Raw genomic sequence first — 12,991 nt, 5'->3', positions numbered from 1 at the left:
AAAGATGAAAAAAACATGGCAAAAGCCTGTGCTTGAAGTGCTTGACGTGAACCAAACTATGGCCTCCACGGTCTATGGTGATTTCACTGACGAAGCTTATGTACCAGGAAAACCTGTTGATCCGAACAATCCTAGCACCTGGAAACGTTTCAACAGCTAATAGGCATTCAAGTATGTTTTAACATTTTCGGCATTACATATGTTAAAAGCCTTTATACAGATCAACGTATAAAGGCTTTTAATGCAAAAACGGCAGCAAATGGAGTGGAAGGTATGTTACAGACGAAACACGAGGTCATCTATGAAGCTTTCGGATTCCGCATTGCAAGCGAAATTCCGCTACCGGAATTACCGTGTGAGACTCGAAGGATCGATGGCTCGGAAGCTGATATTGAGATTCGCAAGGGCGGTAAAGGGAAGCTTGCCGACAAGCTGCATGAGTCTCCTTTCATGCATGTGGTTGAAGAGGGAGAAGTATTCTTTTATGTGCCGGATACTGCTTATTATTCCATACGGGATGGACGTCTTATCACGGTTTCTCCGGTTATCGGAGCTGACGAGGATTTAATTCGCCTGTATATTCTTGGAACCTGTATGGGTGCTTTGTTGATGCAAAGAGGCATACTTCCGCTCCATGGCAGTGCCGTTGCGATTAACGGAAAGGTATATGCCATTGTCGGAGAATCGGGAGCAGGCAAGTCGACGTTAGCCTCTACCTTCCTAAGCCAAGGGTATTCGCTGGTCAGTGATGATTTGATAGCCGTCACGTTGTCCGGGGAGGATAAGCAGCCCGTAGTGACCCCGTCCTACCCCCAGCAGAAGCTGTGGCAGGATAGCTTGAATCACCTGGGGATGGCAGCAGGAGAATACAGATCCATCTATGGGCGGGAAACCAAATTTTGCGTTCCTGTCGCTTCTCATTATGTCACGTCACCCCTGCCGCTTGCTGGAGTGATTGAGCTGGTCAAAACGGAGAATGAGCTGCACTTGGCCCCCATAGGGAAGCTGGATAAGCTGCAGACCTTATTCTGCCATACGTTTCGTCCTTTTCTCATCCCCCGCTTGGGACTGATGGAGTGGCATTTCCAAACGACGTCCGCGATAGCCAATCACCTTTCCATGTACCAGTTGAGAAGGCCGGAAACCCGGTTCACGGCTCCGCAATTAGCAAACCTGATATTAGATACTTTGTCCAGGGAGGATTAAGCGAGATGGTCCAAAATCATAAAGTAGGCTTACAGGATTACTTTACCCAAGTTAAAGGCAACATTGTTAGCGATATGGGCGGCGAGAAGGTGATGCTCAGCATAACGAACAGCAAGTATTACAACTTGGGGGAAGTCGGGGGTGAAATCTGGAGCTATTTGGGCACGGTAGCCGCCGCATCCGGAGAACAAATTGTCGCCGAGCTGATGTCGCAGTATGAGGTTGATCAAAGCGAGTGCGAGCAGCAGGTCGTAGCCTTTTTGGAGCATTTGCTGGAGGAAGGGCTAATTCAGTGGGCTTAGCAGGTAACGTCAGAAAATTTCTCCGGCTGGACCTGGCCACGATGCTGCTGGCAACCGAAGCCTTGTTCTATTTGGGCTGGGCCCGGGTGCTTGTGGCGATGCCCTTCGCAAGGGTGGCGCCTTCGCTGGGAGCCTCCATGGAGGAAACGACACATCTTGAAACAGACAGCGATGTTGATGAGTTGATCAAGGTGAACAGTATCATTCGCGTGATGAGCAGGCATACGTTCTGGGAAAGCAAATGTCTGGTCAGAGCCATTGCAGCGCTAAAAATGCTCGAAAGACGCGGGATCGAAAGCACGCTCTACCTGGGGACGGCAAGAGACGAGCAGCGCAAAATGATTGCGCACGCCTGGCTGCGCAGCGGCCCGTTCTATATTACAGGGGCGGAGGAGATGGCCCGGTTCCAGGTCATCGGCATGTTCGCCAAACGGATTAGTCATAAAGGAAATTGAAGGTGAGTAGAAATGGAAGCTGGGTTGTCTTTGGACCTTTCGCAATTTCCCAAGGAACTGGTGCTTTTGCTTTCTCTGCTAAAGTCGGAAGAAGGAAAATGCGGCAGCGTGTGCTCTGGCAGCAGCGGGGAGCTTGATCCTATCGATTGGAATGCTTTCCTGGAGCTTGCGGTCCATCATCGGGTATTCCCCGCATTATATAGGAAGCTCAAGGATACACAGGAAACGGTTCCTCCTTCGGTGCTTCAGGCTTTAAAAAACGATTATAAGCAGAACACGTTTCAAATGCTTCATTTAAGCGCGGAAATGGATGCGGTATGCAAGCTGTTCTCCGATGCTCAAATACGAGCCCTCGTCCTGAAGGGGCCGGTGCTTGCGGTGGATCTGTATGGAGATATTTCATTAAGGACCTCGGGCGACCTGGACATCCTCGTCCCCATTGACAAGCTGGAGCTGGCGGAGAAGCTGCTGGCCGGACACGGCTATGTGAAGGACGAATATATTCAAACCGTGCTGAATGACTGGAAGTGGAGACATCACCATGTCACCTTCTTTCACCGCCACAAAGGAATTAAGGTGGAGGTACATTGGAGGCTGGGCCCGGGTCCCGGCAAAGAGCCCGGCTTTGATGCTTTGTGGAAGAGAAGAAGGATAAGCGCTGTTACCCGGCATCCTGTCTATTATTTGGGGAGAGAGGATTTATTTTTATTTCTGGTGTCCCACGGGGCGAGGCACGGATGGTCCCGGCTGCGCTGGCTGATGGATATCGACCGCATGGCAGCACAGAACCTGGATGTGCCGAAGCTTCGGCGGCTGCTGCAGCAATACGGGCATCTGCATATCGGTGCGCAAGCCTTGCTGTTGACGTCACAGCTGCTGAACACCCCTTTATCGGATGAATTGAGAGCATTGACGCAGGCGAAGCGCGCCGAAGCGTTGGCGCAGGATGCATTGTTCTATATCCGGCAGATGGTCAATTTACATTCGGAGCCGCTGCCCCTCGAGGTATCGGAATACCACAGGAGGCATTTGTTCTCCTTGATGTCCAGTACGCGCAAGGTGCTCTTTATCCTGACCTTCTTTTATCCGTATCCTGAGGACGCCAACACCTTGACGCTGCCTAAGTCACTGCATTTTCTTTATTTCCCTCTGCGTCCCTTCTTATGGGTATGGAGAAAAACCAAAAGGCTAGCCTTTTCATGAGGAGGAACGGAATGGAGCATGTTCTGTATTACACCCGTAAACTACATTCCTATGCCGGCAGCATTTTGTATTTGAATTTGCTGGGAATGACCTGTATCAGCCTATTGGACGGTCTGGGCATTTTTCTGTTGATTCCTTTGCTCAGTGTAAGCGGCATCCTGAATCTGCAGGTCAGCGCCATTCCTGGATTGGGATATCTGGATGCTCTAAAGGAGCTATCTCAACCGGTTGCTCTAGGAGTTATCCTGGGAGCCTACCTTTTGCTGGTTATCGGTCAGGCCGTCATACAGCGGAATCTCAGTCTTCGGGATACCCGAATCCATACCGGCTTTGTCAACCATCTGAGGATGGAGACGTACCAGGCTTTGCTGCAAGCTAACTGGAGCTTTTTTATGAGAAAAAGAAAGTCGGATCTGATCAACGCGATGACGAATGAGCTGGGCCGGGTGACGAATGGAACTTACGTCTTTTTGCAGCTGATGGCATCCATCATCTTTACCGTGATTCAGATCGGCATTGCGCTGTGGCTGTCCGTAAAAATGACGCTGTTTGTTTTGGCCTGCGGCGGCATGATGGCGCTGTTCTCCCGTTCCTTTATCCGGAGATCGCGAATGCTGGGAACCCAGACTTCTGACGTGGCCCGGAATTACATAGGAGGAATGACCGATCATTTTAACGGCATCAAGGACATCAAGAGCAACATGCTCGAGCCTGCGCGTTACCGCTGGCTTCAGAACTGGAGTGAGGCTGTCACCCGGGAGAGATACGAGCACGCCAAGCTCGGCTCCAAATCGCAGCTGTTTTACAAGGTGGCTTCTACCCTGATTATCGCCGCTTTTATTTATGGGGCTGCTATTTTGTTTCAGACCCAAGGGGAGCAGCTGCTGCTGATCATCATGATCTTCTCCAGATTATGGCCGAGGTTCACCGGCATCCAATCGAACCTGGAGCAGATTGCTGCGGCCATTCCTGCGTTTACTTCTTTAACGGAGCTGCAAAAGGAATGCAGAGAAAGCAGGGAAGTCAGCATAGACACGCAGGATTATACCCAGGTGAAGCCGCTTCGCGTTCAGGAAGGCATCGAATGCCGTGATATTCACTTCAGGTACAATCAGAATGGAACGGGCTACGCGCTCCGCAATATTAATCTGCGTATTGCCTCAAACCAGATGACGGCGATCATAGGCCGATCCGGCGCCGGGAAGAGCACCCTGATCGATATCGTGATGGGGCTGTTGATTCCGGAACAGGGCGAAGTGCTGGTCGACGGCGTACCGCTAACGAAGGATAATCTGCTGAGCCTGAGAAAGTCGATCAGCTATGTCCCGCAGGACCCTTTCCTCTTTAACGGAACGATCAGAGAGAATCTGCTGCTGATGAATCCGGATTCGACGGAGGAAGAGATGCGGGAGGCACTTCAATTTGCCGCAGGGGAATTCGTGAACCGGCTGCCTCATGGTTTGGATACGCTTATCGGTGACAGGGGAGTCCGGTTATCGGGCGGAGAACGCCAGCGTCTCGTATTGGCCAGAGCGATTCTGAGACGGCCGTCTATCCTCGTATTGGATGAGGCGACAAGCGCCCTGGATTCGGAGAATGAGGGCAAGATCCAGGAGGCCCTGGAGAGTCTGAAGGGGACGATGACGATTATCGTGATTGCCCACCGGCTGTCAACCATTCGCAATGCGGATCAGGTCCTTGTATTGGATGAAGGCGCCATCGTACAACGGGGAGGCTTTCAACAGCTGGCCAAGGAAAGAGGGAGAGTATTCGCTCATTTGCTTGGAAACCAGCTCCAGGATTCGACAATGATCTCTCAAAAGTAAAATTTTGTATTGACATGTTCGTTATAAAGAATTACCATGAAAGAAGAAGCAGTATCAGTACTGTACGGGATTTAAATCGGTGGTGACACCTTCATTTTTTTGTTTTGACGTTCTTTATAGAGAATTATTCATCTGACATAAGGGGGCACACGAAGTGAATGTGAACCACCAAGTCCGCCAAATTCCCAGAGTCATTCATTACTGCTGGTTTGGGGGCAAAGAGAAGCCCGATATCGTAAAACGCTGTATTCAAAGCTGGGAGCTGCATCTGCAGGGATACGAAATCTTTGAATGGAATGAAGACAGCTTCGACATTAAGAGCAACACCTATATTCGACAAGCCTATGAAGCGGGAAAATTCGCTTTTGTCAGCGACTATGTCCGGGTCCATGCTTTGTATCACTATGGCGGTATCTATATGGATACGGACGTCGAGGTCTTCAAATCCTTTGATGACCTGCTGCATCATGCCTCTTTCTGGGGCTTCGAGCAGGAGAATTACATAGCGACAAGCACGATCGGCGCAGCCAAAGGCAATAAGCTGATTCAGCGGTTTCTGGAATCTTACGAGAGCAAGAGCTTCGTCAGAGAGGACGGAACCTTCGACGATCTGACCAATGTGGCCATCGTGACCCGAATGCTGGTGGAGCTTGGGCTGCAGCAAGACGGCCAGTATCAGGAATTGGAGGGCATAGGTGTCTTCTATCCGCAGACGTATTTTTCTCCCTACGATTATATCAATTGCCGGAAGTTCATGACGGAGCATACCTACGCCATGCACCATTTCCATAAAAGCTGGCTCTCTCCCAAAGCAAGGCTGAAGAGCAAAGTGAAAACGATAGCAGCTCAATGGATTGGCGGGGACAATATCGCAAGACTGAGAAAGCTGGTTTCGAGAACTTAGGAGGTATAGATGAAAAGCCTATTAATTGCTTCCTACGACATGGAGGTCGGGGGAGTGGAGCGAAGCCTGGCCAGTATGCTGGAGCATTTCGATTACGAACGGTATGCCGTGGATCTGATGCTCTACCGGCACAAGGGGGATTTTATGAGCTTGTTGTCCCCAAAGGCACGGCTGCTGGAAGAGGTTCCGGAGTACACGACGTTCCGCAAGTCGATCGCCGAAACGTTAAAGGAACGGTATTACCGGATCGGATTGTCGAGAATCGCATCGAAGGTCAATGCGGAGCTGCTGGGAAAAATGCGCAAAATCTCGGAACCTGGTTATTTCCAGATGCAGCTGATGTGGAAGTATGCGCTGCCTTTTTTACCAAAGGTGGAGAAAACCTATGATGTGGCTATAAGCTACTTATGGCCTCATTATTTCGTTGCGGACAAAATCGAAGCCCGAGCCAAAATAGCCTGGATTCATACCGACTATTCCAATGTCGATACAGACATATCGCTGGATCTAAGGATGTGGAACCGGTTTGACCGCATTATCGCCGTATCGGATGCCTGCAGGACGTCATTTCTTGGGAAATATCCCTCGTTAGAATCCAAGGTCGTTGTTATCGAGAACATTACGTCTCCGGAATTCATAAGAACGATGGCTAATCAGGACACGGCGGATCCGATCAAGAACGACAGCCGATTTACGATTATTTCCGTAGCCCGGTTGTCTCATGCCAAAGGAATCGATAATGCCGTTAGAGCCCTGAAGCTTCTTAAGGATAGAGGCTATGAGGATATCGCCTGGTATGTTGTCGGTTACGGCGGCGATGAGGCTATGATCCATCAGCTGATTGCCGAATGCGGGCTCGAGAACCGGTTTGTTTTGTTAGGCAAGAAGACGAATCCTTATCCGTATATGCAGGCGGCCGACCTCTATGTGCAGCCGTCCCGGTATGAAGGGAAAGCCGTCACGGTAACGGAGGCCCAAATACTGGGCAAGCCGATCTTGATCACCAACTATCCTACGGCCAAGAGCCAGGTTCAGGACGGAATCGACGGCATGATATGCGATTTGAATGTGGAAGGCATTGCCGAGGGGATTGAGAGGCTGTATAAGAAGCAGGAGCTGAGAGAGCGGCTAGCGGCCAACACCAGGAGCAGGGATTATGGCAATGCAGATGAGCTGAATAAGCTGTACAGGCTGATTGTATAGGAAATGCAGGATGTAGAGAGATTCTCAGTGGCGGAGTGATTGGGGACATGAGTATCAAGGTAAGCGTGATTGTGCCGGTGTATAACGCGGAGAAGTATGTGGCTTCTTGCATCGAATCCTTGCTGAATCAGACGCTTCAGGAATGTGAATTCATCTTCGTCAATGACGGCTCCAAGGACCAAAGCGGGCAGGTCATTGAGGAATACCGGAAGAAGGACTCCAGAATCAAGCTGATCCAACAGACGAATCAGGGAGTAAGCGCAGCGAGGAATGCAGGGCTTCAGGCAGCGGCCGGTGCCTTCGTAGGCTTTGTCGACGCGGACGATTACGTGGATAAGGATATGTACGAGGTGCTCTACAGCACGGCCGTGCAGGGCGATTATGACGTGGTGATCTCCAATTTTGAAAGCGAGATTGAAGGCCATAAAGTAATTACAACCTATCCGTTTCCGCACGGTACCGTTTTGAAAAAGGATTATATCGAGCAAGAGGTTTTAACTTATTTTCTCAAATCGGATCAATTGAACACGGTCTGCAGCAAATTGTATAAGCATAAGCAGATCCGGGACTATCAGGTGAAATTTCCCGATAAGGTGGCGCTTGGGGAAGACGGACTGTTTAATATGCAATTTTTCAGGCATGCGGATCGCATTCGTTATATCGATTACACCGGCTACCATTATCGCGAGGTCATAGGCAGCGCTACGCGGAACATCTTGGAGAAAGACTATTTCAAGCGGGCGCTGGAGGTGTACACCCTCGACATTCCGGATATGTATTTGACAACGATGGATAAGATGAGGATTCAGCAGCTGAGATCCGTCAAGCTTATCAACAGCGTCATGTCCTATATTTACGTGTACTTTAAAGCCTCCACAGAGATTAGCCTTGGGGAACGGTTCAAGTACGTAAGGAACATGATCAATGACCCGTACGTGAGGGAAGCCTTGCCCTATTTTTATAGCGAGATGTACCCGTCGTTGGGAACCTATGAGAAATTTATTGCCGATATGATCAACAAAAGGTTCACGCTCGGATTATTTGCCGCCGCCACATACAGCCGGTTAAGGAACAAAGCTTAGCGGGACACCGCCAGGAACTATAGGAGGAGCCAGGACAATGAAAATTATGATGTTTGCGCATGACGGGAGTCTAAACAGAGGATGTGAGGCGATAGTACGCTCGTCCACCCAGATCATTAAGGAAAAAATCCAGGGAGCCAAAGTATATCTAGCATCCGGGAAGCCGGAGACCGATAAGATCATTTCGAAGCTGGACGGCATTTACGACGGGTCCGCCCGCGGAATCAAAAGGTATTCCTACGACTGGTTCCTCTCGGCAGCCAGGATGAAGCTCTTTAAGGATGAAACCTATGCACTGGGTAAAATTCACCGGAATATTGTGAAGCATATTCCTTATATGGATGTCTGCTTATCCATCGGCGGGGATAACTACTGTTACGGCGAGCAGCCGGGGTGGTACGAAATTAACCGGAGGGTCAAGGCTAACGGCAAGAAGCTTGTACTATGGGGCTGCTCCATAGGCGAAGAGGATATGTCCGATAGAAAGCTGCAGGATCTTCGGCTGTTCGATCTGATTCTGGCCCGCGAAACCTTGACTTACGACATGCTTGTATCCCGAGGGCTGACCAATGTCAAGCTGTGCGCCGATGCCGCATTTACTATGGAGAAGGAAGAGCTGGAGCTGCCGGCCGGATGGCAGGAGGGCAACACGGTAGGGCTGAACTTCAGTCCGCTGGTATGGAAGAAAAATAAGGAGTCCCGGACGGCCGTCAGAGAGCTTATCCGGCATATTCTGGATACGACCGACATGACGATTGCGTTGACTCCCCATGTTATGGAAGGCGGAAACAATGATTACGAGGTTCTTCAGCAGTATGAGGAAGAATTCAAGAGCACCGGACGGGTGCTCCTGCTGCCAAGTAATCTGACGGCAATCCAATATAAGGGCTACATAGCCAGAATGAGATTTTTTATCGGGGCAAGAACTCATGCCACTATTGCGGCTTACTCCAATTATGTTCCAACGATGGTGCTCGGGTACAGCGTCAAGTCCAAAGGCATCTCGAAGGATATCTTCGGAGAGGAGAAGCTGGTGCTGAGCATTGATCAAATTTCGAACAGCTTTATGCTGAAGGCCAAGTTCGATGAGATGGTCAAGGAGGAGGAGCCGATTAAGCGGCAGCTTCAGGCTTCGATCCCCCGCATTAAGGACATGTCCTATAAGGCCGTCGAGTATCTGGATAAGCTAGTTCAATAAAAAAGAGGGCGGCAGGATGAAAAAAAACTTGCTTTTTGTGATGCCAAGCCTGACAGCCGGCGGCGGTGAGAAAAGTCTGGTGAATCTGTTATCCCAAATTGACTACAAGTCCTATAATGTAGACCTGTTTCTGTTCAGTCAAACCGGAGTATTCATGAACTTATTGCCGAGAGAAGTCAATATTGTGAGCTTCCCGTATACCTACAACATCTATACCAAGGGCTTGAAGAAATCAGTCCGGGAATTTCTGGCTAAAGGTCAGGTGACCTTGGCCTATTCCAGATTGATGTTCACTGTGATGAATCGCGCGATCAAAAACAACGCCTATTCCGAGCAGTATACCTGGAAGTATCACAGAAAAGCGCTCGACACCCTGGATAAGGTATACGATGCAGCCATAGGCTACCTGGAGAAGTCCTCCATCTACTTTGTAGTCGACAAGGTTAAGGCCGTCAAAAAAATCGGCTGGATCCATACGAACTATGCGAATTCGGGCATGAGCCATCATTATGATCATCCCTACTTCGACCAATTGGACCATCTGGTTACGGTGTCCGAGGAATGCGCCCGATCGCTGCACGATTATTTCCGCCATCTGGATCAAAAAATCAAGGTAATCTATAACATTGTATCGCCCAAAACGATCCATCAGTTAGCCCAAAAGGAGATCGAGGAAGGCACCGTATTCGACCCCGGCTATACGAATATCGTGACGCTGGCGAGGCTGAGCCATGAAAAAGGAATCGATATGGCCATCGAGGCTTGCAGGCTGTTGGTAGACAAAGGGCACCTGATCCGGTGGTACGTGCTGGGGGACGGGCAGGACAGGGAAAGCTTGAAGGCTTTGATTGAGAAGCACCAGTTAGGCTCCCATTTCCAGCTGCTGGGCGTTAAGGAAAATCCGTATCCCTATATGAATAAGGCGGACCTCTATGTTCAGCCTTCACGCTATGAGGGCAAATCGATAGCGATCGACGAGGCCAAAATTCTTCATAAGCCTATCGTGGTAACAAGCTTTGAAACCGCGAAGGATCAAATCCGGCATGGAGTCAACGGCTTTATCGTAGATATGTCGGCGGAGGCGATCGGCGCAGGGATCGAGCGATTACTGGAGGATAAGGCTTTGCAGCAGAGGCTGGCCGGAAATCTGGCCTCCGAGAAGCTGGGTACGGAAGGCGAAATTCGGAAGCTGTACGAAATTTTATAACGCGGGTGGTCGTTGCTTTGAAGAAAAAGGTTTTGTTTGTCATGAACAATATGCGGTGCGGCGGGGCCGAAAAGGCATTGATCTCGTTATTGGAAACGATAGATTATTCAGCCTATGAAGTCGATTTATTTCTGTTTCAGCACGACGGATTGTTCATGAGCCAAATCCCGCAAGCCGTCCGGCTGCTGGAGGAGCCGCCGCAATTTCAATATTTCGATATGTCGGTTAGAGCTGCGATCATGGATTGCATGCAGAAGGGGCAATGGCATATCGCCCTGTGGAGAGGGCTCGCCGGCATGATTTTCAAAAGTGAAAAGAACAGGGTTCGATGTGAGCAGAGAGTGTGGAAATATATATCGAAGTCGTTGACGAGTATAGATCAGACCTATGATATTGCCGTAGGGTATCTGGAGAAAAACCCGATTTATTTTTGCATAGATAAAGTCAGGGCCCATAAAAAAATCGGATTCATCCATAACGATTACGACAAGCTGGGGATGGATCCCGATCTGGATGCGGCGTACTTTGAGAAGCTGGATCATCTGGTTACGGTCTCCGATGAGTGCGGCAGGGTGTTGAAGCAGCGATTTCCGCTGTATGAGCGCAAGATCCATGTGGTGCATAATATCGTATCTCCATCCGCAATCCATAAGCTCTCCTTGAAGCCGTCCGGCTGGAGCGAACAGCATATCAAGCTGGTTTCCGTAGGGAGGCTGAATCATCAGAAGGGCTTTGAGATGGCCGTTGAGGCGTGCAAAGAGCTGGTGCAGGGCGGCTATCCGGTCAAATGGTATCTCATCGGCGAGGGTGAGGAGCGGGGCAGATTGGAGCAGATGATTGCGGCTAATGGCCTGCAGGAGGTGTTTGTCCTGATGGGATTGCAGGAGAACCCGTATCCGTTCATCAAAGAAGCGGATATTTATGTGCAGCCGTCCCGGTTCGAAGGGAAGTCCATTGCGGTGGATGAAGCGAAAATATTGAATAAGCCTATCGTGGTTACCAACTTCAGCACGGCCAAGGATCAGATTCGCCACAAGGAAAACGGGTTGATCGCCGAGATGACCCCTTCCTCCATCGCTGCCGCCATCCGGACCCTAATCGACGATGAGGTTCTAAGAAGCCGATTGTCGCTGAACCTGTCGAAGGAGAAGCTCGGTACCGAAGCAGAAATTCGTAAATTATATGAATTATTCGCGTAACAGGAAAGGACCGATTTCATGCTGTTTCAAACGATAGGCGTACTGTTGTTAGGTCTCATAGCGATCGTCATTTTGATAGACGTGATTCCTATATGCCGGGATTGGCTTAGCCGGATTCATATCGGGCGTTACCAGGATAAGCAGCTATGGAACAAGTCTATAACAACGATAGGAACCCGCTGGCTGAACCATACCCCAAAAATCAAGGTGACGGATAATACGAGATTCGTTGCGATTGATATGCTGAGAGGAAATTACACGAAGAGCGCGATCCAGCATTGGCAGGAAGCCGCGCTGGTTATGGGCTTGGCCGAGTATTTGAAGCGTAACGACGACCTTCAGGTCAGACAGGAAATGACGAAGTTTCTGAATTCCAAGTTTGACAGCCGGGGGCAATGGGTGGAGCAGCCCAAGCAGGTGGATGCCGCCATATTAGCTTATGCGGTCATGAAGCTTGACGGTATGGATACAGACCGTTACAAAGCCGCGTTCGATGCCGTTTGGGAAATGATTCAGGATCACATAGGGCAGGATGGAACAGTAGCTTACCGGAAGTTTATGCAAAATTACCGGTATGTGGATACGATCGGATTCATTTGTCCCTTCCTCGTTGCATACGGGGTCCGGTACGGAAAGCAGGAATGCGTAGATTTGGCAGTCAGGCAGATTCAGGCCTATGAAGAGAACGGCATGCTGGATCCCCATTATATTCCAAGTCATGCGTATCAAGTGGAGAATAAAGTTCCGCTCGGGCTGTATGGCTGGGGAAGAGGCTTGGGATGGTTTGCCATCGGGCTTATCGATGCATGGACGGAGCTTCCGGAGGGGCACCCCTATAAATCCGTGCTGGAGGATAGCGTGAAACGGTTTGCGAGAGCGGCCAGCTCGTTTCAGCAGTCTTCCGGCAACTGGAGCTGGACGGTTACCCGCAGGGAATGCAGGCCCGATTCATCCACCACAGCCACGTTGGGCTGGTTTATGCTGCAGGCTTCGCAAATTGAAGAGATTTCCGAGTTGTGCAAGGATAGCGCCGATAAGGCCGTTCGTTATTTAATGCAGGCTACCCGCAGGAACGGAGCGGTCGATTTCTCCCAAGGGGACACCAAGGATATCGGAGTGTACTCGATGCTGTTTAACGTGCTTCCGTTCACGCAGGGCTTTTGTATCCGAATGATGAATTCCCATTCTTATTCCAGGGTCGGGTGA

Annotated in this window: 13 protein-coding genes; all 13 read left to right on the top strand. The window is 50.0% G+C overall.

The annotated features are described in order from the left end of the window. The first annotated feature begins 4 nt into the window (after positions 1-4). The 13 genes from GGC63_RS20275 (at position 5) to GGC63_RS20215 (ending at position 12,991) form a co-directional block, all read left to right on the top strand. Positions 5-160 carry a paeninodin family lasso peptide gene (locus tag GGC63_RS20275; protein WP_144027929.1) on the top strand — a complete coding sequence of 52 codons (156 nt, stop codon included), beginning with the start codon at positions 5-7 and terminating at the stop codon, positions 158-160. A 113-nt stretch (positions 161-273) separates the two neighbouring features. After that, on the top strand, positions 274-1,206 hold the full coding sequence (locus tag GGC63_RS20270; protein WP_192703844.1) for an aldolase: 933 nt from the start codon (positions 274-276) through the stop codon (positions 1,204-1,206). 5 nt (positions 1,207-1,211) lie between these two features. Further along, positions 1,212-1,508 carry a lasso peptide biosynthesis PqqD family chaperone gene (locus GGC63_RS20265; protein WP_192703843.1) on the top strand — a complete coding sequence of 99 codons (297 nt, stop codon included), beginning with the start codon at positions 1,212-1,214 and terminating at the stop codon, positions 1,506-1,508. Then, positions 1,499-1,963, top strand: coding sequence for a lasso peptide biosynthesis B2 protein (locus GGC63_RS20260; RefSeq protein WP_412973879.1), 465 nt, complete (start codon positions 1,499-1,501; stop codon positions 1,961-1,963). The genes GGC63_RS20265 and GGC63_RS20260 overlap by 10 nt, the downstream gene beginning before the upstream one ends. Positions 1,964-1,975: 12 nt before the next feature. Then, positions 1,976-3,166 carry a nucleotidyltransferase family protein gene (locus GGC63_RS20255; RefSeq protein ID WP_192703842.1) on the top strand — a complete coding sequence of 397 codons (1,191 nt, stop codon included), beginning with the start codon at positions 1,976-1,978 and terminating at the stop codon, positions 3,164-3,166. Between the two features lie 11 nt (positions 3,167-3,177). Next, complete coding sequence (locus tag GGC63_RS20250; protein WP_192703841.1) at positions 3,178-4,992, top strand: ABC transporter ATP-binding protein; 1,815 nt, start codon at positions 3,178-3,180, stop codon at positions 4,990-4,992. 154 nt (positions 4,993-5,146) lie between these two features. Next, positions 5,147-5,896 carry a glycosyltransferase family 32 protein gene (locus GGC63_RS20245; RefSeq protein WP_412973878.1) on the top strand — a complete coding sequence of 250 codons (750 nt, stop codon included), beginning with the start codon at positions 5,147-5,149 and terminating at the stop codon, positions 5,894-5,896. Positions 5,897-5,905: 9 nt separating this feature from the next. Further along, positions 5,906-7,099: a glycosyltransferase gene (locus tag GGC63_RS20240; protein WP_192703840.1), complete on the top strand. Its 1,194-nt coding sequence runs from the start codon at positions 5,906-5,908 to the stop codon at positions 7,097-7,099. 47 nt (positions 7,100-7,146) lie between these two features. Continuing rightward, the gene (locus GGC63_RS20235) at positions 7,147-8,181 is read left to right on the top strand and encodes a glycosyltransferase (RefSeq protein WP_192703839.1); all 1,035 of its coding nucleotides are present in this window, start codon (positions 7,147-7,149) and stop codon (positions 8,179-8,181) included. A 37-nt stretch (positions 8,182-8,218) separates the two neighbouring features. Beyond that, positions 8,219-9,379 carry a polysaccharide pyruvyl transferase family protein gene (locus tag GGC63_RS20230; protein ID WP_192703838.1) on the top strand — a complete coding sequence of 387 codons (1,161 nt, stop codon included), beginning with the start codon at positions 8,219-8,221 and terminating at the stop codon, positions 9,377-9,379. A 16-nt stretch (positions 9,380-9,395) separates the two neighbouring features. Further along, the gene (locus tag GGC63_RS20225) at positions 9,396-10,586 is read left to right on the top strand and encodes a glycosyltransferase (RefSeq protein ID WP_192703837.1); all 1,191 of its coding nucleotides are present in this window, start codon (positions 9,396-9,398) and stop codon (positions 10,584-10,586) included. A gap of 17 nt (positions 10,587-10,603) precedes the next feature. Next, the gene (locus GGC63_RS20220) at positions 10,604-11,785 is read left to right on the top strand and encodes a glycosyltransferase (RefSeq protein ID WP_192703836.1); all 1,182 of its coding nucleotides are present in this window, start codon (positions 10,604-10,606) and stop codon (positions 11,783-11,785) included. Between the two features lie 18 nt (positions 11,786-11,803). After that, the gene (locus tag GGC63_RS20215; RefSeq protein ID WP_192703835.1) at positions 11,804-12,991 is read left to right on the top strand and encodes a glycoside hydrolase family 88 protein; all 1,188 of its coding nucleotides are present in this window, start codon (positions 11,804-11,806) and stop codon (positions 12,989-12,991) included.

Source organism: Paenibacillus sp. OAS669 (assembly GCF_014873645.1).
GTDB classification, from domain to species: Bacteria; Bacillota; Bacilli; order Paenibacillales; family NBRC-103111; genus Paenibacillus_S; species Paenibacillus_S vulneris.
The sequence above is the reverse complement of the archived record's forward strand: the minus strand, read 5'-3'. Positions and strand labels throughout refer to the sequence as shown.